This window comes from Marmoricola sp. URHA0025 HA25 (assembly GCF_054059435.1).
Window position 1 is genome coordinate 940,132 of record NZ_JBSSCD010000001.1, and the last position, 23,609, is coordinate 963,740.

Annotated in this window: 18 protein-coding genes; 7 read left to right on the forward strand and 11 right to left on the reverse strand. The window is 70.1% G+C overall.

Annotated elements, in window-relative coordinates:
- The first annotated feature begins 66 nt into the window (after positions 1-66).
- From ACVW00_RS04555 to ACVW00_RS04570, 4 genes are all read left to right on the forward strand, one after another.
- Entirely contained in the window at positions 67-1,248 is a 1,182-nt protein-coding gene (locus ACVW00_RS04555; protein ID WP_457109713.1) for an alcohol dehydrogenase catalytic domain-containing protein, read from the forward strand.
- A gap of 6 nt (positions 1,249-1,254) precedes the next feature.
- Positions 1,255-1,932: a UdgX family uracil-DNA binding protein gene (locus ACVW00_RS04560; RefSeq protein ID WP_457109714.1), complete on the forward strand. Its 678-nt coding sequence runs from the start codon at positions 1,255-1,257 to the stop codon at positions 1,930-1,932.
- 16 nt (positions 1,933-1,948) lie between these two features.
- Positions 1,949-3,034 (forward strand): baeRF2 domain-containing protein, encoded by a 1,086-nt coding sequence (locus tag ACVW00_RS04565; protein ID WP_457109715.1) that lies wholly within the window; start codon positions 1,949-1,951, stop codon positions 3,032-3,034.
- An 86-nt stretch (positions 3,035-3,120) separates the two neighbouring features.
- Entirely contained in the window at positions 3,121-4,407 is a 1,287-nt protein-coding gene (locus tag ACVW00_RS04570; protein ID WP_457109716.1) for a cytochrome P450, read from the forward strand.
- Positions 4,408-4,419: 12 nt separating this feature from the next.
- Here the strand turns inward: ACVW00_RS04570 and ACVW00_RS04575 are convergent, their stop codons facing one another.
- The 4 genes from ACVW00_RS04575 to ACVW00_RS04590 form a co-directional block, all read right to left on the reverse strand.
- Positions 4,420-5,595, reverse strand: a complete 1,176-nt coding sequence (locus ACVW00_RS04575) for an ROK family protein (RefSeq protein ID WP_457109717.1) — start codon at positions 5,593-5,595, stop codon at positions 4,420-4,422.
- Between the two features lie 75 nt (positions 5,596-5,670).
- Entirely contained in the window at positions 5,671-6,921 is a 1,251-nt protein-coding gene (locus tag ACVW00_RS04580; RefSeq protein WP_457109718.1) for a sugar ABC transporter permease, read from the reverse strand.
- Complete coding sequence (locus tag ACVW00_RS04585) at positions 6,918-7,724, reverse strand: ATP-binding cassette domain-containing protein (protein WP_457109719.1); 807 nt, start codon at positions 7,722-7,724, stop codon at positions 6,918-6,920. The genes ACVW00_RS04580 and ACVW00_RS04585 overlap by 4 nt, the downstream gene beginning before the upstream one ends.
- 95 nt (positions 7,725-7,819) lie before the next feature.
- The gene (locus tag ACVW00_RS04590; protein WP_457109720.1) at positions 7,820-8,956 is read right to left on the reverse strand and encodes a sugar ABC transporter substrate-binding protein; all 1,137 of its coding nucleotides are present in this window, start codon (positions 8,954-8,956) and stop codon (positions 7,820-7,822) included.
- Between the two features lie 145 nt (positions 8,957-9,101).
- Between ACVW00_RS04590 and xylA the strand changes: the two genes are divergently transcribed.
- Together xylA and xylB are read left to right on the forward strand one after the other, a co-directional pair.
- The gene (xylA, locus tag ACVW00_RS04595; protein ID WP_457113073.1) at positions 9,102-10,259 is read left to right on the forward strand and encodes a xylose isomerase; all 1,158 of its coding nucleotides are present in this window, start codon (positions 9,102-9,104) and stop codon (positions 10,257-10,259) included.
- A complete protein-coding gene (xylB, locus tag ACVW00_RS04600) occupies positions 10,259-11,671 on the forward strand; it encodes a xylulokinase (protein ID WP_457109721.1) in 1,413 nt (470 codons plus the stop codon). The genes xylA and xylB overlap by 1 nt, the downstream gene beginning before the upstream one ends.
- A gap of 73 nt (positions 11,672-11,744) precedes the next feature.
- Here the strand turns inward: xylB and ACVW00_RS04605 are convergent, their stop codons facing one another.
- The 7 genes from ACVW00_RS04605 to ACVW00_RS04635 form a co-directional block, all read right to left on the reverse strand.
- Positions 11,745-14,315 (reverse strand): bifunctional FO biosynthesis protein CofGH, encoded by a 2,571-nt coding sequence (locus ACVW00_RS04605; RefSeq protein ID WP_457109722.1) that lies wholly within the window; start codon positions 14,313-14,315, stop codon positions 11,745-11,747.
- Between the two features lie 69 nt (positions 14,316-14,384).
- Positions 14,385-15,416 (reverse strand): LLM class F420-dependent oxidoreductase, encoded by a 1,032-nt coding sequence (locus tag ACVW00_RS04610; protein WP_457109723.1) that lies wholly within the window; start codon positions 15,414-15,416, stop codon positions 14,385-14,387.
- Between the two features lie 209 nt (positions 15,417-15,625).
- Positions 15,626-17,971 carry an MMPL family transporter gene (locus ACVW00_RS04615; protein WP_457109724.1) on the reverse strand — a complete coding sequence of 782 codons (2,346 nt, stop codon included), beginning with the start codon at positions 17,969-17,971 and terminating at the stop codon, positions 15,626-15,628.
- 109 nt (positions 17,972-18,080) lie between these two features.
- Positions 18,081-18,617 (reverse strand): YbaK/EbsC family protein, encoded by a 537-nt coding sequence (locus ACVW00_RS04620; protein WP_457109725.1) that lies wholly within the window; start codon positions 18,615-18,617, stop codon positions 18,081-18,083.
- 37 nt (positions 18,618-18,654) lie between these two features.
- The gene (locus tag ACVW00_RS04625; protein ID WP_457109726.1) at positions 18,655-20,517 is read right to left on the reverse strand and encodes an AMP-dependent synthetase/ligase; all 1,863 of its coding nucleotides are present in this window, start codon (positions 20,515-20,517) and stop codon (positions 18,655-18,657) included.
- 16 nt (positions 20,518-20,533) lie between these two features.
- Complete coding sequence (locus tag ACVW00_RS04630) at positions 20,534-21,499, reverse strand: oxygenase MpaB family protein (protein ID WP_457109727.1); 966 nt, start codon at positions 21,497-21,499, stop codon at positions 20,534-20,536.
- Positions 21,496-22,635 carry an acyl-CoA dehydrogenase family protein gene (locus ACVW00_RS04635; RefSeq protein ID WP_457109728.1) on the reverse strand — a complete coding sequence of 380 codons (1,140 nt, stop codon included), beginning with the start codon at positions 22,633-22,635 and terminating at the stop codon, positions 21,496-21,498. Before ACVW00_RS04635 ends, ACVW00_RS04630 begins: the two co-directional genes overlap by 4 nt.
- Positions 22,636-22,781: 146 nt before the next feature.
- Here ACVW00_RS04635 and ACVW00_RS04640 point away from each other — a divergent pair, with 146 nt between their 5' ends.
- Complete coding sequence (locus ACVW00_RS04640) at positions 22,782-23,516, forward strand: MerR family transcriptional regulator (protein WP_457109729.1); 735 nt, start codon at positions 22,782-22,784, stop codon at positions 23,514-23,516.
- The last annotated feature ends 93 nt before the right edge of the window (positions 23,517-23,609 follow it).

Here is a 23,609-nt window from a genome sequence, read left to right on the forward strand (position 1 = left end):
CCGAGCCGCCGGTCGCCATGCCGGAGGCCGAGTTTGTGGAGCGGGGATTCGGGCACCGGGGGGCGCATGAGGGCGCTGACGTGGCACGGCACCCGCGACGTGCGGGTGGAGACAGTGCCCGATCCGGTCATCCAGGAGCCCACCGACGCGATCATCCGGGTCACCTCGAGCGGGATCTGCGGGTCGGACCTGCACCTCTACGAGGTGCTCGGGCCGTTCCTCACCCAGGGCGACATCCTCGGTCACGAGCCGATCGGGATCGTCGAGGAGGTGGGCACCGCGGTGGACCTCGCGGTCGGCGACCGCGTGGTGATCCCCTTCCCGATCGCGTGCGGTTCGTGCGTGATGTGCGACCTGGGCCTGCAGACGCAGTGCGAGACCACCCAGGTCCGCGAGGAGGGGATGGGCGCCGCGCTCTACGGCTACACCAAGCTCTACGGCTCGGTCCCGGGGGCGCAGGCTGAGTACCTGCGGGTGCTCCGCGCCGACTACAACCCGATCAAGGTTCCCGAGGGGCCACCGGACGACCGCTACCTCTACCTCTCCGACGTGCTGCCCACCGCCTGGCAGGCCGTCGAGTACGCCGCGGTACCCGAGGGCGGCTCCGTCGTCGTGCTCGGCGTCGGGCCGATCGGCGACATGGCGTGCCGGATCGCCGCCCACCGCGGCCAGCAGGTGATCGCGGTCGACCTCCTGCCGGAGCGGCTCACCCGCGTACGCCGGTTCGGGGTCGAGACCATCGACATCCGCGACATCGACGGGCGCGAGCTGGCCGACGTGATCCGCAACTTCACCGAGGGACGCGGACCCGACGCGGTGATCGACGCCGTCGGCATGGAGGCGCACGGGTCCCCGATGGCCACCGCCGCCCACCGGCTCGCGGCCTTCCTGCCCGACCGGCTGGCGGAGCGGATGATGCAGACCGCGGGCATCGACCGGCTGGCCACCCTGCACGCCGCGGTGGACATCGTCCGTCGTGGCGGCACCGTCTCGGTCGTCGGCGTCTACGGCGGCGAGGCCGACCCGATGCCGATGCTGCAGATGTTCGACAAGCAGATCCAGCTCCGGATGGGGCAGGCCAACGTGCGCCGGTGGGTCGACGACATCCTGCCCCTGCTCACCGACGAGGACCCGCTCGGCGTCGACACCTTCGCCACCCACCGGATGCCGCTCGAGGACGCACCGCACGGCTACGAGATCTTCCAGCACAAGAAGGACGGGGCCAGCAAGATCGTGCTGACCCCCTGACCGTCCATGAGCCCGCGCAGCGACTTCCCCGGGGCCCAGCGATGGGTCCCCGACGAGCCGACACTGCCCAGGCTCCACGAGGCGGCGCAGGGGTGCCGGGGTTGTGACCTCTACCGGGACGCGACCCAGGCCGTGACGGGCTCGGGCGACGCCGATGCCTCGGTGATGCTCCTCGGCGAGCAGCCCGGCGACCGCGAGGACGTCGCGGGGGAGCCGTTCGTGGGCCCCGCCGGAAAGCTGCTCGACCGCGCCCTGGCCGACGCGGGCATCGAGCCCGACGACACCTTCGTCACCAACGCGGTGAAGCACTTCCGCTTCGAGCGGCGCGGCAAGCAACGGATCCACAAGTCACCGAGTCGCGGCCAGGTGCTGGCCTGCGCGCCCTGGCTGTCGGCCGAGCTCGCCGTCGTGCGTCCGCGCGGTGTGGTGATCCTGGGCGGCACTGCGGGCAAGGCCGTCTACGGCTCGTCGTTCAAGGTCGGGGAGAAGCGCGGACGGCTCATCGACTGGCCCCTCGAGACGCTCACCGTCGAGCAGCCGCCGGACTGGGTGCTCGCGACCATCCATCCCTCGGCTGCCCTTCGGGCCGAGAACCGCGACGAGATGTACGCCGGCCTGGTCGCCGACCTCCGGATCGCCGCCTCGGCACTGGCCGACGCCGCGCACGCATCGCCCCGAGGGTGATGGGTAAGGCCGGACCATGCACCTCGACGCCATCCGACCGGTCTTCGACGCCCCAGGCCCCTACCTGACCGTGCACGCAGAGGTGGGTCGCACCGACGAGCACGGGCTGGATCAGCTCGATGCCCGGTGGACCACGATCCGCCACGAGCTCGAGCACCGTGAGGTCGCTGCGCCGCTGATCGAGGACATCGGCGAGCGCCTGCGGCAGAACACCCACGTCACCGGAGAGGCGCGCCGGACGATCGTCGCCACGCCGCAGGAGGTCGTCTTCGACCAGGTCCAGCCGGGACATGCCCTGTGGCCGGAGAGCGTGGACCTCGGCGAGCTGCCCGACCTCGGGGGCTGGTTGCGCCAGGCCGACGGCGCGGTGTCGTTCCTGCTCGTCCAGGTCGACCGGACCGGCGGCGACATCGCCTACTACCGAGCGCTCAACGGGAGCCCTGCCGAGGAGACCACGGTCCAGGGCGAGACCTTCCAGATCACCAAGGTGCCGGACGGCGACTGGGCGCAGAAGCAGTACCAGAACCGCGTCGAGGAGCTCTGGTCGCGCAACGCGGAGGAGGTCGCCGAGGCGATCACGAGCATGGTGCGCCACCAGCGACCGGACGTCATCCTGGTCGCCGGCGACGTGCGCGCGTCCGCGGAGCTGGTCGAGGCGCTGGGCAAGCACGCGAACGCGGTGGTGAAGCTGGAGTCCGGCGGCCGCGCGGCCGGTACGTCGGAGGAGGCGCTGTGGTCGGAGGTGCAGGCGGTGCTCGCCGAGCACGAGGCCCATGCAGAGCAGCACGTCGCCGAGCGGCTGGCCGAGGGCGTCGGACGCGGGCGGGGCGTCGCAGTGGGGTCGGCCGACGTGCTCGAGGCGCTGGTGCTGGGCCAGGTCGAGCAGCTCGTGCTGGACCTCGACCAGGCTCGCGGCGGCGTCGTGCACCCCGTGGACTTCCCGGGGCTCGAGCTTCCCGACCCGGCCCGGAGCGCGGCCGAGGTGCCGGCCGACCGGGTGCTGGTGGCTGCGGCAGCACGCTCGGACGCCGAGATCGCGCTGCTGCCGGGCAGCCTGATCCCCGACCACGGGGTGGCCGCCATCCTGCGCTGGGAGGACTGACCCGGAAGCTCCCGCGGGTGCGACGCAGCGCCCGTACTGACCGCTCGGTAGGATTCGGCGAGGACCGATCCGATCCGAAGGGCACCATGAGCCTCCTCTCGTCCGTCAAGACCGCCGTGGTGCGGCGCGTTCTCGCGCGCTCCGGAGGCGTGGACCTCACGAAGCTCGACCGCGTGCCGGAGCGGCTGTCGTGGCCGCTGAACCGCAACGGCATCGACCCGACCCGCCGGCTCACCCGCACCCGCGAGGCCGACCCGGTCCAGCGGCTGGTGTCCTTCATGGGTCTCGACATCTGGCTGGTCACCGGCTACGACGAGGCACGCGACGTGCTCGGCAACGTGACCCACTCGACCGACATCCGCCACCTCATGGGTGCCAGCGGCGACGTGGACGCCGGCGACATCGGTGGCCTCGGCTTCACCGACCCGCCCAAGCACACCCAGCTGCGCCGGCTGCTGACCCCGGAATTCACCGTGCGCCGGCTCGACCGGCTCAAGCCGGGCATCGAGGAGATCGTCTCCAGCCAGCTCGACGAGACCGAGGCGGCCGCACAGGTCGGTGACGGTGTGGTCGACCTGGCCCAGACGTTCGCGTTCCCGGTGCCGTTCCGCGTCATCTGCGATCTCCTCGGCGTGGCCGACGAGCAGCGGGAGCGGTTCAGCAAGCTCGCGTCGGCGCGCTTCGACGTCTCGCAGGGCGGCGTCGGCACGATCGGTGCGATCGGCGGGTCACGGGAGTTCCTGCTCGCCGAGACCGCGCGCCAGCGCCTCGATCCGGGGCCCGGGCTGATCGGCCAGATCATCCGCGAGCACGGAGACGAGATCAACGACTTCGACCTCGGCGGCCTCGCCGACGGCGCGTTCACCGGCGGCCTGGAGACGAGCGCCTCGATGCTCGCGCTCGGCACGGCGGTGCTCCTCCAGCACCGGGAGCTGTGGAAGTCGCTCGCGGAGGACCCCGACAGCGTGGAGCCGATCGTCGAGGAGCTGCTGCGGCACCTGGCCGTCGTCCAGGTGGCCTTCCCGCGGATCGCCAGGGAGGACGTGCAGGTCGGTCGCCACCTGGTCAAGAAGGGCTCGATCATGCTGGTTCACCTGCCGGCGGCCAGCCGCGACCCGCGCTCGACCTTGGGGGAGGCGCTCTGCCCGGCGAAGGAGTCGTCGAACCACCTTGCGTTCGGCCACGGCCTGCACCGCTGCGTGGGCGCCGAGCTCGGCCGGATGGAGCTGCGCACGGCGTTCCCGGCGCTCGCCCGCCGGTTCCCCGACATGCAGCTCGCGGTCGACCCCGCCGACCTGGAGTACCACGCGAAGTCGATCGTCTACGGGATCGAGGCACTGCCCGTCCGGCTGCACGGCATCGTCGAGCAGTAGCCGGCACCGCGGTCAGGCCGGATCAGCTCTCGGCGACCTGCCGAACGCGTCCCCGCTCGTGGGGTCGGACAGGAGTGGTGCGAACGCCAGCTCGGCCGCACCGAGCAACGGAGCGTCGTCGCCCAGCTTGGACGGGCGGATGTCCAGGGCGTCGCGGGCCGAGATGAGGCTGGCCGGGTCGAGCCCCTGGAGGACGATCTGCTGGCGGGCGATCCAGACCTGGCTCAGTAAACCGCCGAGGACGACCATCTCCGGGTTGAACAGCAGGAACACCGGGCGCAGCCCGACCCCCAGCCAGTACGCCGCCGCGTCCACCGCCTCTCCCGCTCGACGGTCTCCGGAGTCGGCGGCCTCGATCACCTCGGCCACCGCGGGCGGTCCGCCCCCGGGCAGCCGCCCGGCGGCCGCGAGCAGCTGGTTCTCGCCGACCTTGGTCTCCATGCAGCCGATGGCGCCGCAGCGGCAGCGTTCGCCGGCGCTGTCCACCATCACGTGCCCGATCTCGCCGGCGAAGCCGATCGCCCCGCGCAGCGGCACGCCGCCGACGAAGAACCCACCGCCGATGCCGACGCTTCCGCTGAGGTAGGCGACGTCGTCGACCCCGACCGCCGCTCCGCGCAGGTGCTCCGCCCTCGCCCCGAGGTCCGCGTCGTTGACCGCAGCGACCGGCAGCCCGAGCTCCTTGCCGAGCAGCTCGCTGAACGGCTCGTCGACCCAGCCGAGGTTCGGGGCGAACTTGACCAGCCCGTCGCGCTCCCTCACCGCGCCGGGCACGGACACCCCGACGCCGACGATCCGGCGCTCGGGTGATGCCGTGATCAGCTCGGTGCACATCTGGTGCACCGTCTCCACGACGCGCTCACTGTCGTGCTCGCCCCGCTGGTGGTGGCGGGTACGCCGGTCCAGCACCACGCCGCCCAGCCCGACGATCGCGACGGTGATCCGGTCGACGTCGAGGGCAGCGGCCAGGACGGTGACGTCCTGTCGCGGCGTGACCACGAGCGAGGGACGGCCCGACCTCCGGCCGGCCGGCAGCTCGTCGCGGGGGAGCTCCTCGATCACCAGGCCGAGCTCCTCGAGCTCGCCGGTCAGGTCGCCGATCGTGCTCCGGTTCAGCCCCAGCGCCGTGGTCAGGGCGGCCCGCGTCGTCGGCCCCTGGAGGTGGACCTGGGTCAGCAGGGCGCTCATGTTCGCCCGACGTACTGCCTCCTGCCCGAGCCCGGGTCGTCTTGGCACTGAAGCCCTTTCGCGTCGTGGAGCCGGTCAGACCCTTCCGCTGGACGCCGCTCTGCGACGGCTGATCGCGTCGACGCTGGCCGCGAGCAGGAGCACCAGGCCGGTGATCATGTACACGCGTCCCTGGGGTTGGCCCCGCAGCGTCATGCCATTGGTGATGATCGCGATCACGCTGGCTCCGAGAAGGGCATCGAGCACCCGGCCCTTTCCGCCGAAGAGGCTGGTGCCGCCGATGACGGCGGCCCCCACGGCGAACAGCAGGGTGTCCGAACCACCGGTCTGCGGGTTGACGGAGTTGGTCCGGCTGGCCAGCAGGACGCCGCCGACCGCAGCCAGCGTGGAGCACATCATGAAGCACGAGACCTTGACGCGCCCGACGTTGATGCCGGCCCGGCGAGCGGCTTCCGCGTTGCCGCCGACGGCGTACACGTGCCGTCCCCAGGCGGTCCGGGTGAGCAGGAAGGTGAGGAACACCAGCAGTCCCGCGACGATCACGATCACGATAGGCACGCCCTTGAGCGAGGCGAGGAAGACGTTGCGGCTGCGCTCCTTGGAGAGGTACGCCGTCGCGGCGAGCACCACCACGGCGAACGCCGCGGACTTGAGGGCCCAGATCAGGATCGTCGGTGTCGGCAGGCCCGCGCGCGCCCGCTGTAGCCGCCGGCTGAAGCCGAGGGCGGCAAAGGCCGCCACCGTCACCAGGGCGAAGGTCCACCCCAGCCACAGCGGCATGTTCTTGTTCATGATCGCCAGGACGTGGCTGTCGCGGTAGGGGATCGTGCCGCCCGCACCGGTCATCAGCAGGAGGATCCCCTGGAGGGCCAGGAAGAACGCCAGGGTGACGACGAACGACGGCACCCCGAGCCTGGAGACGATCAGGCCGATGACCAGGCCGGTCAGCGCTCCCAGGAGCAGCCCGCCGAGCAGGGCCAGCGACCAGTTGAATCCGTGGTCGTTCATCAGCTTGCCGACGAAGGCAGCGGCAACGCCTCCGGTGTAGCCCGCCGACAGGTCGATCTCGCCGAGGAGCAGCACGAAGACCAGGCCCATCGCGAACACGGTGATCGCCGAGCCCTGGAGGATCAGGTTGGAGAAGTTGTAGGCGTTGGTGAAGTCGTCGCCGGACAGCACCGTGAAGACGAGTGCGAGGACGACCACGCCGGCGAGGGCCGGCAGCGCACCGACGTCGCCGCCGCGGACCCGGGCCCGGTAGTCGGCGAAGACGGTGCCCAGTGACTGGCGCCTCGTCGTGACGACCTCTGTCTCGGTGGCGCTCACGCGTCCGCTCCCTTCGTGCCGATCCTGCCGTCGGAGGTCTGGCCGGCGGTGATCAGCTCGACCACCTGGTTGTGGGTCACCTCGGAGGTCCTGACCTGGGCGACCATCGATCCGAGGTAGAGGACGGCGATGTCGTCGGCGACCTGCATGACGTCGTTCATGTTGTGGCTGATCAGGACGACGGCGAGGCCCTTGTCGGCCAGGCGTCGTACCAGCGCCAGGACCTGCTCGGTCTGGGCGACCCCCAGTGCGGCGGTCGGCTCGTCGAGGATCACGATCCTGGAGTTCCACAGGACCGAGCGGGCGATCGCGACGGTCTGCCGCTGACCACCGGAGAGCGACGCGACCGTGGTGCGCACCGACTGGAGCGTGCGGACGGAGAGGCCGTTGAGCGTCTCCCGGGCCCGGGTCTCCATGGCGGCCTCGTCGAGCAGCCCGCTGCGGGTGAGCTCGCGGCCGAGGTACATGTTGTGGACGACGTCCAGGTTGTCGCACAGCGCCAGGTCCTGGTAGACGACCTCGATGCCGAGCTCGTTGGCGTCGCGGGGGTTGTGCACGGTGACGGGCTGGCCCTCGAAGAGGTACTCGCCGGCGTCGAAGCCGTGGATGCCGGCGATGCCCTTGATCAGGGTGCTCTTGCCGGCGCCGTTGTCACCGACGAGGGCGGTGACCTGTCCGGGGCGGACGTCGAGGTCGACGCCTCGGAGGACATGGACTGCACCGAAGCTCTTCTCGATGCCACGCAGGCTGAGGATCGGCTTCTCGAGGTCGACCGGCGAGGGCTCGGTCTGGGTGACGCTCATGGACAGGACCTTCCGGAGTGACGGGAGTGAAGGATTCCGGGTGTGGACGCGATCGTGCGGGTGCCGGCCCGAGCCGGCACCCACACGAGCCGAGGTCAGCTGATGCCGGCCGCCGTGCAGAGCTTGGCGAACTCACCGGCGCAGACGTCGGATGCCTTCTGGAACCCGTCGTCGATGACCTTCTTCACGTTGTCCTTGTAGATCGCCTCGGGCGTCGCCAGCGCGGACGGGACGTCCTTGCTGGTCGTCGTGTCCGGCACGGTCTTGGTGGCCAGTGCGTCGGCCGCGGACTTGTCACCCTTGATGACGGCGATCGCCAGCTTCGAGGCCAGGTCGGCCTCGAGGTTGGTGTTCTTGTAGACGGTCATGCACTGCGTGCCCGCCAGGACCCGCTGCAGGCCCTCGATCGAGGCGTCCTGACCGGTGACCGGGACCTTGCCCGCGAGGCCGTTGGCCTTGAGCCGGGCGACGATGCCGCCGGCCATGGTGTCGTTCGCGGAGATGATGCCGTCGATCTTGCCGTGGGCCTTGGTGTACAGACCGTCGAACTGGTTGGCCGCGACGGTGTCCTTCCACTCACCCGACACGTCGCCGACGACCGTGTAGTCACCGGAGTCGACCTTGGGCTTGAGCGCCTCGACGTAGCCCTGCTTGAACAGCGCCGCGTTGTTGTCGGTCTCGGCGCCGTTGATCTGGATGATGTTGGCCTTGGTCTTGCCGGCGTCGGTGAGGCACTTGGTGAGGCCCTCGCCCATGAGCTTGCCGACCTCGACGTTGTCGAAGGACACGTAGTACGACGCCCCGCCACCCAGGGTCAGCCGGTCGTAGTCGATGCTCACGATGCCTGCGGTGCTGGCCTTCTTGAGGCAGGCAGCGCCGGAGTCGGAGTCGAGGTTGACGATCATCAGGACCTTGACGCCCTCGTTGATCATCGAGTCGCAGATGGTGCCGAACTTGGCGGTGTCACCGCCGGCGTTCTGGATGTCGGACTGGATGCCGGCGTCGGTGAAGGCCTTCGTGAGGCTCGGCCGGTCGTTGCCCTCCCAGCGGGGGGAGGTGGTGGCGTCAGGAAGGATCACGCCGACCTTGCCGGACGCCTTGGCGCCGGTGCTTCCGCTGCTTCCTGCCTTCGGCTTGTCGTCGTTGCTGCTTCCGCACGCTGCCGCTCCGAACAGGAGCAGCGCGCTGGCTGCGGCGATTAAGGCGACACGGGAGCGCCTGGTTTTGAGCATCTGTCCAACCTCCAGAGGAGTCCTCGCGCGTGACGGCCGTCACGCGTTATGTTGTGCAAAACAACATAACCGGCACACTGCGCCTTGTACACCCATGCATGGACCGCTTTTGTTGTTTGCCGGAACGATCAAGGGAGTGATGGACATGCAGGACTACACCGCCACGCGCGAGGACCGGTTCACCTTCGGGCTGTGGACGGTGGGCTGGCAGGGCGTCGACGTGTTCGGCAGCGCGATCCGACCGCCGCTCGATCCGGCCGACGCGATCCACCGGCTCTCCGACCTCGGCGCCTACGGGATCACCTTCCACGACAACGACGTGTTCCCCTTCGGCGCGGACGAGGCGACCAAGCAGGCGCACCTCGGCCCGCTCCGCAAGGCCCTGGACGCCACCGGGCTGGTCGTCCCGATGATCACCACCAACCTGTTCAGCCACCCGGTCTTCCGCGACGGCGGCTTCACCAACAACGACCGCGACGTGCGCCGCTTCGCCCTGCGCAAGGCGCTCGACAACGTGGACCTCGCCGCCGAGATGGGCGCGCGCATCTTCGTCGCCTGGGGCGGTCGCGAGGGGGCGGAGTCCGGCGCCGCGAAGGACATCCGCACCGCCCTGGACCGCTACGCCGAGGCCTTCAACGTGCTCGGCCAGTACGTCCTCGACCGCGGCTACGACCTGCGCTTCGCGATCGAGCCCAAGCCCAACGAGCCGCGCGGTGACATCCTGCTGCCGACCATCGGCCACGCACTGGCGTTCATCAACGAGCTCGAGCATCCGGAGCTGGTCGGGCTCAACCCGGAGGTCGGCCACGAGGAGATGGCCTCGCTGAACTACGCGCACGGGCTCGCCCAGGCGCTCTGGCACGGCAAGCTGTTCCACGCCGACCTCAACGGGCAGACCGGGCCACGCTACGACCAGGACCTGCGCTTCGGCGCCGGCAACGCCCGTGGTGCCTTCTGGACCGTCGACATCCTGGAGCACGGCGGGTACGACGGCCCCCTGCACTTCGACTTCAAGCCGCCGCGCACCGAGGACATGGACGGCGTGTGGGCCTCTGCGGAGGGCTGCATGCGCAACTACCTGATCCTGCGCGAGAAGTCGCGCGCCTTCCGCGCCGATCCGGACGTGCAGGAGGCGATGCGGCTGGCCCGGGTCGCCGAGCTCGGCGTACCGACGATGGGTGCGGGCGAGTCGCTGGCCGACCTGCGGGCCGAGGCCTTCGACCCGGATGCCGCGGCGGAGCGCGGGATGGGCTTCGAACGGCTCGACCAGCTGGCGCTCGAGCACCTCTACGGCGTGCGCTGATGCCGCTGGTGGCCGGCATCGACACCTCCACCCAGTCCTGCAAGGTGCTGGTCGTCGATGCCGACACCGGCGACGTCGTCCGACAGGGGCGCGCCTCCCACCCGGACGGCACCGAGGTCGACCCCGCTGCCTGGCTCACCGCGCTGGGCCAGGCGACTGAGGCCGCTGGAGGGTTGGACGACGTCGCCGCTATCGCGGTCGGCGGGCAGCAGCACGGCATGGTCTGCCTTGACGACGACGGCGTGGTCGTCCGTCCGGCGCTCCTGTGGAACGACAACCGGTCGGCGGGTGCCGCCCGCGACCTCATCGAGGAGCTCGGTGGCGCGCAGGCGTGGGCCGAGCAGATCGGCGTCGTACCGGTCGCCTCCGTGACGGTCACCAAGCTGAGGTGGCTGGCGGAGAACGAGCCGGAGAACGCTCGCCGGACCTCGGCAGTGTGCCTGCCCCACGACTGGCTCACCTGGCAGCTGGCCGGTGCCGGATCGCTCGACGCGCTCGTGACCGATCGCGGAGATGCGAGCGGCACCGGGTACTGGTCGACGGTGACCGGTGACTACCGCACCGACCTGCTCACTCGGGCGCTGGGGAGCGAGGCCCTGCTGCCCACGGTCCTGAAGCCGCACGACGTCGCCGGCGCAGCTGCAACTCCGGGCGAGGCCGTGCTCGGGCCCGGCACCGGCGACAACGCCGCATCAGCCCTCGGGCTGGGGGCGGTCCCGGGCGACGTCATCGTGTCGATCGGCACCTCGGGCGTTGCGTGCGCGGTCTCCGAGGTCCCGGCACGTGACGCGAGCGGGATCGTCGCCGGCTTCGCCGACGCCACCGGCCGCTTCCTGCCGCTGGTCGCCACGCTCAACGGCGCGCGCGTGCTCGATGCGGCCGGCCGCATCCTCGGCGTCGATCACGACGGGCTCTCGCGGCTGGCGCTGTCGGCCCCGGCCGGTGCCGGTGGTCTTGTCGTGGTGCCCTATCTCGAGGGCGAGCGGACCCCGGTCAAGCCCGACTCGACCGCGGCGATCCACGGGCTCACCCTGGGCACCGCCGACCCGGCGCACCTCGCCCGCGCAGCGGTGGAGGGGCTGCTCTGCAGCCTCGCCGACTGCATCGATGCCCTGGCGGCGCAAGGAAGCGACGTACGACGCATCCTGCTCACCGGCGGAGGCGCCGCATCTGCGGCGGTGCGCGCGATCGCGCCCGCCGTCCTGGGGCACCCCGTGCACGTGCCGGTGCCCTTCGAGTACGTCGCCCGTGGCGCTGCCCGGCAGGCCGCCTGGGTGCTCTCCCGTGAGGCGGACCCGCCCGACTGGGAGCTGCCGACCGCCGAGGTCAACGAGGCCGAGCCGACGCCCGAGGTCAGGGCGCGCTATGCCGAGGCCCGCGACCTCACCCTCGCGCGCCCGGACGGCCCCTGACTCGTCGAGTTGGGGGAAAATGCCTGTTGAGTTGGGGGCTTCTTCCCCAACTCAATGGTCTGTTTCCCCCAACTCAACGGAGCTGGTAGGTCGTCGTGCGCTCGACGACCGGCCGGCCCATGCCGGCGCCGATCTCGACGAGCTCCTCGACGGTCTTGGCCGAGCCGTGCTCGGAGCCGGCCATCCGGGAGATCGTCTCCTCCATGAGGGTGCCGCCCAGGTCGTTGGCGCCCGCGGCGAGCATCGCGCGGGTGCCGTCGACGCCGAGCTTGACCCAGCTGGTCTGGATGTTGTCGATGCGGCCGTGGAGCATGATCCGCGCCATCGCGTGCACGGCGAGGTTGTCGCGCAGGGTGGGGCCCGGGCGGGCGACGCCGGCCAGGTAGATCGGTGCGGAGTGGTGCACGAAGGGCAGGGGGACGAACTCGGTGAAGCCGGCGAGGCCCTCCTCGAGGTTCTTCTCCTGGATCTGCGCGAGCACCCGCAGGTGCTGCACCCAGTGCCGCGGGTTGTCGACGTGGCCGTACATCATCGTCGAGCTCGACCGGACCCCGACCCGGTGCGCGGTGCTGACGATCTCGATCCAGGTCTTCGTCGGGAGCTTGCCCTTGGTCAGCACCCAGCGGACGTCGTCGTCGAGGATCTCCGCGGCCGTCCCGGGGATCGTGTCCAGGCCGGACTCGCGGGCCTTGATCAGGAAGTCCTCGAAGGACAGCCCGGTGCGGGACGAGCCGTTGACGATCTCCATGGGGCTGAACGCGTGCACGTGCATCCCCGGGACGCGCGTCTTCACCGCGGCCGCGAGGTCGAAGTACGCCGTGCCGGGCAGCTCGGGGTCGATCCCGCCCTGCATGCAGACCTCGCTGGCGCCGAGGTCCCAGGCCTCCTGGGCCCGGTCGGCGACCTGGTCGAGGGAGAGCGAGTAGGCGTCGGCGTCGGTGCGCCGTTGCGCGAAGGCACAGAACCGGCAGCCGACGTAGCAGACGTTGGTGAAGTTGATGTTGCGGTTGACCACGTAGGTGACCTCGTCGCCGACCGTGTCCTTGCGGAGCTGGTCGGCCAGCGCGACCACCTGGGCGAGCAGGTCGCCCTCGGCGGTCATCAGCGTCAGCGCGTGCTCGTCGGAGAGGTTCCCTGGGTCGCGCTCTGCTGCGGCGAGGGCCTCCAGCCCGGCTGCTCCGGTCGTTGAGCCTGTCGAAACGGTCGGGCTGGTTTCGACAGGCTCAACCATCGGGTGGTCGCCCTCGCCGATCGTGTTCTTCAGCTCGTCCCAGTCGCCGTAGACGTTGTCGAAGTCCGAGCGCCGGTCGGCCGAGCGGCCCTCGGTGTCGATCGCACTGTGGAGGTCCGTGCGGCCCTTGCCCTGGTGGTCGAGCCCCGTCGAGACCCCGCCGTCGGGCTCCTGCCAGGGCAGGCCGGTTGGGCGGACTGCGTCCCGCACCAGGCCGTCTGGGCCTGCGAGGGCCGCGACGTGGGCCGAGATCCGTGGGTCGATCCATGGCTCGCCGGCCAGGACGTACTCGGGATGGGCGGTCAGCCGGGCACGCAGCTCGAAGCCGGCCGACGCGGTGATCGACCGCAGCCGCTCGAGCGAGGGCCACGGGCGTTCGGGGTTGACGTGGTCGGGGGTCAGCGGCGAGACGCCACCCCAGTCGTCGACCCCCGCGGCGAGCAAGGCGGTGCACTCGGCGAGATCGACGAGGTTGGGCGGTGCCTGCAGCCGGACCTTCGGGCCCAGCACGATCCGCGAGACGGCGATCGCGGCGACGTACTCGTCCAGGGCGAGGTCGTCCGTGTGCCGCATCGCGGTGTCGGGCTTGGCGCGGAAGTTCTGGATGATGACTTCCTGGACGTTGCCGTACTGCCTCGCGACGCGGCGCAGGGCGAAGATCGACTCCGCCCGCTCCTCGAGCGTCTCGCCGATGCCGATCAGCAGGCCGGTGGTGAACGGGATCGAGAGCCGGCCGGCGTCCTCGAGCACGCGCAACCGGACGTCGGGATCCTTGTCGGGAGAGCCGAAGTGCGCCTGCCCCTTCTCCTCGAAGAGCCGGCGGCTGGTCGTCTCCAGCATCATCCCCATCGACGGCGCGACCGGCTTGAGCCGGTTGAGCTCCTCCCAGCTCATCACTCCGGGGTTGAGGTGCGGCAGCAGGCCGGTCTCCTCGAGCACCCGGATCGACATCGCCCGCACGTAGGCCAGCGTCGAGTCATAACCCTGCTCGTCGAGCCACTCCCGGGCCTCGGGCCACCGGTCCTCCGGCCGGTCGCCGAGGGTGAACAGCGCCTCAGTGCAGCCCAGCGCCGCACCGTCACGAGCGATCGCCAGCACCTCGTCGGGGGAGAGGTACGGCGACTCGAGCTTGCCCGGCACCGTGACGAAGGTGCAGTAGTGGCAGCGGTCGCGGCACAACCGGGTCAGCGGGATGAACACCTTCGGGGAGTAGGTCACCACACCGCCGCGTCCGGCGTCCTCGAGGCCGCGGTCGCGCACGCGCGCGGCGACGACGGTCAGCCGTTCGAGGTCCTCGCCGCGGGCCGAGAGCAGGACGGTCGCCTCCGCCGGGTCCAGGGCGGCGCCACGCTCCGCGCGAGCCAACGCACGGCGTACCTGCTGGGGCGTGGGACCGATCGGGTTCGAGGCCATCGCGGCAAGGCTATCGAGCGTCAGGGTGGCCGTGGCGGCGCGCCACTGGGTGGGCAGCGACGCTCGCGCTCAGGACACCCACTCCTTGAGCCGGCGCACCAGGCCGGCAGGGTCGTCGGAGGCCGGCGCGACCTGGAGGTTGGTGACACCCGACTCGCGGAACGCGGCGATCCGCTCCTTGACGTAGGACTCCGGTCCGACGAGGTTGCAGCGCTCGAGCAGCTCGAGCGGCACCTCCGCCTCGGCGTCGCGCTTGTGGCCGTCGAGGTAGAGGTCCTGGATCTTCTTCGCCTCGGCCTCGTAGCCGTACTCGCAGGCGAGGTCGTTGTAGAAGTTCTTGCCACGGGCGCCCATGCCGCCGATGTAGAGGGCGAACATCGGCCGGGCGAAGTCGAGCATGCCCTTGACCTCGTCGCCGACGGCCACCATGCCACCGGCCGCGATCTCCAGCGGGGCGAGCTCGGACGACCGCTTGGCCGCACCCTTGGCGAGCGCGTCGCCCCAGACGCCCTTGGCGCCCTCGGGGCTGTAGAGGAAGGGCAGCCATCCGTCGGCGTACTCCGCTGCGCCCTGGACCGAGAGCTGCCCCAGGGCTGCGATGTAGAGGGGTACGCCGGGCCGCTCGGGCTTGGTGAGCAGCTTCAGCGGCTTGCCGAGGCCGGTGCCCTGGCCCTCCGGCAGCGGCAGCTGGAAGACCTTGCCGTCGTAGTCGAGCTTCTCGCGGCGCAGCGCCGCCCGGACGATCTCGATCACCTCGCGGGTGCGGGCGAGCGGCTTGTCGTAGGGCACTCCGTGGAAGCCCTCGACCACCTGGGGGCCGGACGCGCCCAGCCCGATGACCGCGCGACCCTGCGAGACGTTGTCGAGCCCCGCGGCGGTCTGCGCGATCGCGCCGGGCGTGCGGGAGTAGACGTTCAGGATGGCCGCACCGATCTCGACCGTCTCCGTCTTGGCAGCGAGGTAGCCCATCAGCGTGGGGGAGTCGAAGCCGTAGGCCTCCGCGACCCAGACCGTGTCCAGGCCCGCCTGCTCGAGCGCGACCACCTGGTCGGCGGCGTCGCGCGGGTTGCCGGCGTACATCAGCATCGTGGAGAGCTTCATCAACGGACCTGTCTGTGCGGGCGGTCTGACTACCGTGACAGTAGTGCTGTCACGGTTGCGACGCCACAGTCACGCCGTGTGACCTGCAGTACGCCGAGCGGGCAGAAAAGCTGCGACCGGATGCGCCGAGCGGGCAGAAACGCAGCACCGAAAGCTGCATCTCTGCCCTCTCGGCGTGCTTCCCGCCTGCGTTTGTGCCCGCTCGGCGCTCAGGCATTGGCCAGTTCGGGCTCCTGCGCCGGCGGAGGAGGTGCGTCCGTCTTCGACCCGGAGTCGAGCTTGCTCGGCCACCAGATCCGCCCCCCGAGATCGAGGTTCAGCGCGGTCACGAGCACCGATCGGACGATCATCGTGTCGAGCAGCACACCGAGCGCCACCGCCGTGCCGAGCTCGGCCAGGAAGACGAACGGCAGCGTGCCGAGCACCGCGAACGTCGCTGCGAGCACGAGCCCGGCAGACGTGATCACACCGCCGGTCGACGAGAGCGCGATCAAGGATCCCTTGCGGGTCCCGTGCTTGGCCGTCTCCTCGCGGACGCGGGTCATCAGGAAGATGTTGTAGTCGATCCCCAGAGCGACCAGGAACACGAACGCGAACAGCGGGAAGCCCGGATCGGCGCCCTTGAAGTCGAAGATGTAGTGGAAGATCAATGACGAGAGGCCGAGCGCCGCGCCGAACGAGAGCACCACCGTCACCATCAGCAGCAACGGTGCCACCAGTGCGCGGAGCAGCAGCATCAGGATCAGGAAGACCACCACCAGCACGATGGGGATGATCACCCGGTTGTCCCGGTCGGCGGCGATCTTGGTGTCGAGGTAGAGCGCAGCTCCGCCCCCGACCTTCGCCTCCGCGCCGGCCACGCCGTGGGCCGCGGCCCGGGCGTGCCGCACCAGGTCGAACGCCTCTGGGGAGGAGACGTCCTGCTTGATGCTCGCCTCGAACCACGACCGTCCGGTCGAGCCGAGCGGCTTGATGTCGGTCGGGCTGCCGACCCCGGCCACGTTGGCCACGACCTGCTCGACCTCGGCGATCTTGTCGGTCGCGGCGACGACCTGCACGGTGTTGGAGCTGTCAGCGAGGCCGTGCGCGAAGATCAGCTTCTGCGCGGTCACGGAGTCGAACTTCTGCGTGAAGGAGTCCTCCGTCTTCAGGCCGTGCGCGTCGAGCTTGAAGAGGCCGAAGCACGCGAGGACGAGCAGGACGGCGGTGACCGACCACACCGCGCGTGGCCGGGGGGCGATCCTGCTGCCGACCTTCGCCCACAGTCCGTTGCTCGTCGGCTCGGCCGAACCGAAGTCGGGGCGGCTGTGCACGCTGGTCCAGCGCTCGATCCCGACCTGGACGAGCATCAGCAGGCCCAGGAAGGCGCTGAGCCCGCCGAGCACGGCGAGCATCACGGCCCCGCCACCGAGAACGCTGCCGAGAACGACTCCGACGATTCCACCACCGAGCATGGAGACTGCCGTCCGCGTCCACGGGCGCCGTTCGTCAGTACGCGGGCCGAATACCCAGCGTCCGCAGATGACCAGCATCGCGGGCAGGAACGTGACCATCACCAGCAGGGTGACGGCGACACCGACCGCGAGGACAGGACCGAGGCTGGCCGTGGAGTTGAGGTCGGCCACCGAAAGGCACAGCAGGCCGATGACGACGGTCGCGGCACTCGCGATGATCGCGGGCGCGGACCGGTGCAGCGCTTGCTCCATCGCGTCGTGCCGGTCCTCGTGCCGGCGTAGCTCCTCGCGGTAGCGGGCGACCAGCAGCAGGGCGTAGTCGGTGCCGGCGCCGATCACCAGGATGCCGAGGATGTACTGGCTCTGGTCGTTGACGACCATGTCGGTGTACTTGGCCAGGAGGTAGACCACGCCGCCGGCCATCTGGTAGGAGACGGCGGCTCCGAGAATCGGCAGCAACCAGAGCAAGGCACTGCGATAGGTGAACAGCAGGATGATGATCACGACGATGAAGGAGATCATCAGCAGGTTGGCGTGGGATCCCTCGAAGGAGGAGGCGAAGTCGGAGGCCTGGCCCCCGTAGCCACCGAGGTAGACCTTCACGCCGTCGATCTTGGTGAGGTCACGGACCTCGTCGGCGGGCTTGGGGATCTTGTTCCAGCCGCCCTTGCCGAAGTTGAACGTGAAGTACGTGTAGGCGACCTTCCCGTCGGCAGAGATGAGGTCGGGGACGTTCGCGCCCTGGGCCTTCAGCGCCTTAGCGACGTTCGGCGTGAGCACGCCGGCCTTGGTCACGCCCTTGATCCCGGCGATCTCCTGGCCCTGCTTGTCGATCGCGGCGAGGTCAGCCTCGGTCAGCCCGGACGCACGGTGGTAGACCACGAGCGTCGGGATGTCGTTGGGGCTCACGTCCTTGGCCAGCTCGTTGGCCACCTTCGTGGACTCGGCCGACCCCGGCAACCACGACGAGGCCTCGTTGTTCTTCACGTCGTTGAGCTTCGCCCCGAGGATGCTCATCACCACGGTGAGGGCGAGCACTCCAGCCAGGACGAGCCACTTGGTCACGGGTCCGGTCAGCTTGCCGGCGATCTGACGATGCATGCGCACATCGAAGCAGAGACGAACGCTGTTCGTCATCCGTAATTCCCCTGAGCCGACCCAGACGGAGCCAGCCTGTCCAGACCGGAGGGCTCCGACGGCTCAGACGGGGTCAGACGGCGAGGTCGTCGACGACCTCGGCGCCCGGCAGCTCGGCGAGCAGCCGGCCGGGCAGGATGAGCTTGGAGCCGCGGATGCCGCTGCCGATGAGCACCGTGTCGATCGCGGGCACGCGCGAGTCGACGAGGAGCCGCCACTGCGCCGGTACGCCGATCGGGGTGATGCCGCCGTACTCCATCCCGCTCTCCGCGACCGCCCTCTCGTGATCGAGGAACGAGCACTTGCGCACGTCGAGGAGGCGCTTGACGCGGTTGTTGACGTCGGCCCGGGTGTCGCCGCGGACCACGCACGCGGCGGTGCGCTCCTGGCCCTCACGCCTGCCCATCACGACCACGCAGTTCGCACCCGACTCCCAGGGCACGCCGTAGACGTCGACGGTCGCGGCGGTCTCCGAGAGCGCCGGGTCGATCGCCACCACGCCCACCTCGGCGGCGTGCTCCCAGCCCTTCAGGAAGTCCGCGACGGGGACGCCGACGAGGTCGAGGTGGTCGAGGACCGGCTCGGTGGTGAGAGTGCCGAGGGTGTGCATGGAGTGCACGGTAGCCGTGGCACTGGTGGGGACAGGCTCAACCACCGGGGGCGTACAGCGCTGCGATCTCCTGCGCGTGGTTGGTGGTGACCACCCGGCGCTTGAGCTTGAGGGTCGGGGTGAGCTCCGCTGACTCCGCGGTCCACTCGGTGGGCAGCAGCGTCCACCGCTTGACCTGCTCGGGCCGGGAGAGCCGGGCGTTCGCCGCGTCGACGGCCGCCTGCGCCATTGCCAGGACCTCGGGCCTGCTGGCCAGGTCGGCGAGGTCGGTGAACTCCACGCCGGCCTGCTGGGCGATCAGCGGGGCGATCTCGCCGTCGAGCGTCAGCACCGCCACGACGTACGGCTGCCCGTCGCCGATCGCCATGGCGTGGCCGATGATCGGCGACTCCTTGAGGAGGTTCTCGATGTTGGAGGGGGCGATGTTCTTGCCGGAGGAGGTGATGATCAGCTCCTTCTTGCGATCGATCACCTTCAGGAAGCCGTCGGCGTCGAGCTCGCCGATGTCACCGGTGTGCACCCAGCCCTCGTCGTCGATCAGCTCGCGGGTGGCCTCGTCCTGCCGGAAGTAGCCCGGCGTCGTGACCGGGCCGCGGGCGAGGATCTCACCGTCGTCGGCGAGGACGACCTCGATGCCGGCGAGCGCGCGGCCGACGGTGCCCAGCCGGAAGGACGCCGGTCCGCACGACGTCACGGCGGCACAGGTCTCCGTCATCCCGTAGACGTCGTAGATCCGCATGCCCAGGCCGGCGAAGAACCGCGCGACCTCGAGCGGCATCGGCGCCGCCGCGGATGCCGCCCACTCGCAACGGTCGAGGCCGAGCAGCATCCGGAGCAGGCCGAGGACCTGCGTGTCTGCGGCTTCGTACTGCGCCTGCAGCTCCGGCGAGGTGGTCTCGCCGTACTGCTGGGACTCGACCCAGGCGAGGCCGATCGCCATGGCCTGCTCGATGCCGGCGCGCGTCGCCTCGTCCGGCTCGGCGGCGAGCTTCGCCGAGATCCCGGTCCTGATCTTCTCCCAGACCCGCGGCACCCCGAAGAACCGCGTCGGGCGCACCTCGCCGAGAGCCCCGAGCAGCAGCGCCGGGTCGCCGACGAGGTGGATGTGGGCGCCTCGGGTCCAGGGGATGTACATCCCGAGCGTGCGCTCGGCGATGTGCGCGAACGGCAGGTAGGAGACGAAGACGTTCTCGCCCTGCGGGTCCGCGGTCTTCAGGGAGCTGGTGTTCTCGAACAGCACCATGTGGTGCGTCACCACCACGCCCTTCGGGTTGCCGGTGGTGCCCGACGTGTAGAGGATCGTGGCCGGTTGGTCGGGGGAGACGTCGGCGGTGCGACGGTCGATCTCACGATCAGCGGCGCCGGTACGCCGTGCCTGCGCGCCGACCTCGACGAGCTCGGTCCAGCCCACGAAGCGGTCGCCGGCGGGCAGGGCGGACTCGTCGAGGACGACGACCTTGCCGATCGACGGGTCGGCGAGCGCCGACTCCCAGCGGGCAAGGTGGTCCGCAGTCTCGACGACCGCGACCGTGGGACGCGACTGGCCGGCCACGTAGGCGACCTGGTCGGGCGAGAGCGTGTTGTAGATCGACATCGGCGTCGCGCCCGCGTGCAGCGCGCCGAGGTCGGCGACCACGTGCTCGATCCGGTTGCTCGCCATCACGGCCACGGTGTCGCCGGGCTGCACGCCGAGCTCGACCAGGGCGGCGGCCACGCTCCGGGCGACCTCGGCGAGCTCGGCCCACGTCAGCGTGCGCCAGCCGGCTCCGTCGATGCCGACCTTGTCGGAGTACGCAGGCTTGTCGCCCTCCTCCGCGACGGTGGCGGCGAACGCGGTCAGCAGGGTCTGGCCGGCGATCGCCTTCTCGATCCGGGCCCGGGCTTCGAGGACGTCGTTCACGAGGCAGGCTCCTCAATCAGGCGGGGGTCTTGGGAAGGGTGGTCCGGAGGGTGGCTTCACGATGCAGCTCGGTGCCGTGGTCGCGAGGACCGAGATCGGCGAGCGAGTACCCGAAGGGATACGTGCGGCTCGCGTCGTGGCGGTACGGGTTGTCCGCCGCACGCGGTGGCAGGAACCGGATCACCCGCCCGCGCAACCGCACGAGACCGTCGACGGTGCGCACGAGCCAGGCCGGCTGGCGCGGGAGACCGAGCGCCACGCGCAGCGGCTCGTCGAACATCGCGATCGTGACCCGGCGTACCAGGCCCCGGAGCGGTCGTGGGTACCAGTCGGTGACGATCCGGATGCTGGCCTCGGCGACCCGCGTGTTCGCCGGGTCGGGCGCGAAGTGCTCGGCCTCGTAGTCGTCGAGCAGCCGCTCGTACTCGGCGTACGTCGACGGCAGCTCCTTGATGCCCATGAGCTCGCCGAACCGGTTGGTGACGCGAGTCATCGCCTCGACCTCGTGCGGATGCATCGGGCGGTAGCCGTAGCGGTCGATGAAGCGCTTCGGGCCGACCAGCGTGGTGGCCAGGACGTAGCGGAACTCGTGGTTGGGGATCCCGTAGTGGCCGTGGATGCCGTTGAGGTGCCGGATGGCGGCGTGCGCGCGGCCCGAGTCGATGCCGTCGACGACCGCCTCGTATGCGAAGCAGCGGGGGAGCGAAGCGACCGACCGCAAGCCGATCAGCACGGTGTCGTCGTACCGCTTCTGGCCGTCGCGCTCGAACCGGCCGGTGCGGTCGAGCAGGTCGCTGATCGAGGGCACCCCGTAGTCGCGCATGAACGCGATCGAGGTGCCCTGGACGTACTCCCACGGGAACTCGTGGTAAGCGACCAGCCCGATGATCTCGTCGAAGTCCACCGCGGGGTCGAGCCGTTCGATGCGCCGCAGGTTGTCGAGGCGACCGCCGCGTCCGGCGAGCCGGGCGAGGCCACTCACAGCCCCAGCGACCTTCCGATGATCTCCTTCTGGATCTCGGTGGTGCCGCCGTAGATCGTGGAGATCCGGCTGTCCAGGTACGCCTTCGCGATCGGGTACTCCGTCATGTAGCCGTAGCCGCCGTGCAGCTGCACGCCCTGGTTGACCAGCTTGTTCTGCAGCTCGGTGGTGTAGTACTTCGCCATCGCGGCGTCGACCGCGTCGAGCTTGCCCTCCAGGTGCTTGGCCAGGCAGTCGTCGACGAACGTGCGCGCCACCCGGGTCTCGGTCGCCATCTCGGCGATCAGGAACCGGTTGTGCTGGAACTTGCCGATCGGCTTGCCGAACGCCTCGCGCGTCTTCGCGTAGTCCAGGCACATCTCGACGACCGCCTCGCAAGCGGCGACCGCCTGCGCGGCGATGATCAGCCGCTCCTGCGGGAGGTTCATCATCAGGTAGATGAAGCCCTCGCCCTCCTTGCCGAGGAGGTTCTCCTTGGGTACGACGACGTCGGTGAACGACAGCTCTGCGGTGTCCTGCGCGTGCAGCCCGATCTTGTTGAGGTTGCGCCCGCGCTCGAAGCCGTCCATGCCGCGCTCGACCACGAGCAGGCTGATGCCCTTGTGGCCGGCCTCGGGGTCGGTGCGCGCGACGACGATCACCAGGTCGGCGTTGATGCCGTTGCTGATGAACGTCTTGGATCCATTGAGGAGGTAGTGGTCCCCCTTGTCGACCGCGGTGGTGCGCACACCCTGCAAGTCGCTCCCGGCTCCCGGCTCGGTCATCGCGATGGCGGTGATCGTCTCCCCGGTGACGCACCCGGGCAGCCAGCGCCGCTTCTGCTCGTCGTTCGCGATGCTGACGAGGTACGGCACGATGATGTCGGTGTGCACCGAGAAGCCCGGGCCGCTCGCGCCGGCGCGGGTCTGCTCCTCGGAGAGGATCACGTTGTAGCGGAAGTCTGCGACTCCCGGTCCGTCGTACTCCTCGGGGACGTCGAAGCACAGCAGACCGGCCTCGCCGGCCTTGAGCCAGAGCTCGCGCGGCACGATGCCGTCCTTCTCCCACTGCTCGTGGTGCGGGACGACCTCCCGCTCGAAGAAGGTCCGGACGGTCTTGCGGAAGTCCTCGTGCTCGGCGGTGAAGAGGTCGCGCATCGGCAGGTGGCCCTTCGGAGGCTCGGGAACGTGACACGTCAACTGTGACAGCGAAACTGTTAAGGTGCAAGGAGGCCCGGCCGTGGTCCGAGGAACGTGCCAGTGGAACTGTTACAGTCGCGGCTCGACGAGGGAGAGGAGGCGTCATGAGCGTGGCTCGACCCGACGCCCCGGACGACGAGGGCGAGCTCCTGACCGTCGACGAGCTCGCCGCCGTGACCGGCATGACCGTGCGGACCACCCGGTACTACGCCGGTCTGGGCCTGCTTCCGCCGCCGACCCGTCGCGGCCGGATGGCCTACTACTCCGCCGAGCACCGCGCGCGGCTCGAGCTGATCCGCGCCCTCCAGGACCACGGCTTCACCCTCGCCGCCATCGAGAAGTACCTCGCCCGCGTGCCCGCGGACGCCTCGGTCGAGGACCTGGCCATCCAGCGCGCCATGCTCACCTCGTGGAAGTCCGGCAGCCACGAGCTGGTGACCCGTCGCCAGCTCGAGGCCCGCGCCGGCCGCCGGCTCGACGCCGACCAGCTCGAGCGGCTCGAGGCGTCGATGGGCATCCTGCCGGCCGGCGACGGCAGGTTCGAGCTGCTGCCCGCCTTCGACGTCGCGGTCAGGTCGCTGGACCTCGACATCCCGGTGGACTCGCTCGTCGCTGCCGGCGAGGCGATCACCCGGCACATGGAGGCCCTCGCCGACGAGCTCACCTCGATCCTCAAGGATCGCGTGTTGGCGCCGTACCACGAGAAACCGAAGACCGAGGCCGCCAAGGCACGCTTCGAGCAGACCATGGCCCGGCTGCGCCAGCTCACGCTCGAGGCGGTGGTCAGTGGGTTCCAGCGGGCTGCGAACCAGGTGATCACCCGGTCGCTCAGTCGCTGAAATTCACTACTGACGCAGTGAATTCGGGGCTTCCCGAACGCGATTGGGTACGGGAAGCCGGGGTTTCACTACGGAAGTAGTGAAACCCCGGCC

Coding starts and splice junctions, on each gene's coding strand:
- ACVW00_RS04610 (WP_457109723.1), bottom strand. CDS start 15,416: ATGAAGCTCTCCACGATGCTGATGTACGCCGGCAACCCGCGCGACGCC.
- ACVW00_RS04555 (WP_457109713.1), top strand. CDS start 67: ATGAGGGCGCTGACGTGGCACGGCACCCGCGACGTGCGGGTGGAGACA.
- xylB (WP_457109721.1), top strand. CDS start 10,259: ATGCCGCTGGTGGCCGGCATCGACACCTCCACCCAGTCCTGCAAGGTG.
- ACVW00_RS04620 (WP_457109725.1), bottom strand. CDS start 18,617: ATGCACACCCTCGGCACTCTCACCACCGAGCCGGTCCTCGACCACCTC.
- ACVW00_RS04575 (WP_457109717.1), bottom strand. CDS start 5,595: ATGAGCGCCCTGCTGACCCAGGTCCACCTCCAGGGGCCGACGACGCGG.
- ACVW00_RS04570 (WP_457109716.1), top strand. CDS start 3,121: ATGAGCCTCCTCTCGTCCGTCAAGACCGCCGTGGTGCGGCGCGTTCTC.
- ACVW00_RS04615 (WP_457109724.1), bottom strand. CDS start 17,971: ATGCATCGTCAGATCGCCGGCAAGCTGACCGGACCCGTGACCAAGTGG.
- ACVW00_RS04585 (WP_457109719.1), bottom strand. CDS start 7,724: ATGAGCGTCACCCAGACCGAGCCCTCGCCGGTCGACCTCGAGAAGCCG.
- ACVW00_RS04640 (WP_457109729.1), top strand. CDS start 22,782: ATGAGCGTGGCTCGACCCGACGCCCCGGACGACGAGGGCGAGCTCCTG.
- ACVW00_RS04565 (WP_457109715.1), top strand. CDS start 1,949: ATGCACCTCGACGCCATCCGACCGGTCTTCGACGCCCCAGGCCCCTAC.
- ACVW00_RS04560 (WP_457109714.1), top strand. CDS start 1,255: ATGAGCCCGCGCAGCGACTTCCCCGGGGCCCAGCGATGGGTCCCCGAC.
- xylA (WP_457113073.1), top strand. CDS start 9,102: ATGCAGGACTACACCGCCACGCGCGAGGACCGGTTCACCTTCGGGCTG.
- ACVW00_RS04635 (WP_457109728.1), bottom strand. CDS start 22,635: ATGCGCGACCTCTTCACCGCCGAGCACGAGGACTTCCGCAAGACCGTC.
- ACVW00_RS04590 (WP_457109720.1), bottom strand. CDS start 8,956: ATGCTCAAAACCAGGCGCTCCCGTGTCGCCTTAATCGCCGCAGCCAGC.
- ACVW00_RS04605 (WP_457109722.1), bottom strand. CDS start 14,315: ATGGCCTCGAACCCGATCGGTCCCACGCCCCAGCAGGTACGCCGTGCG.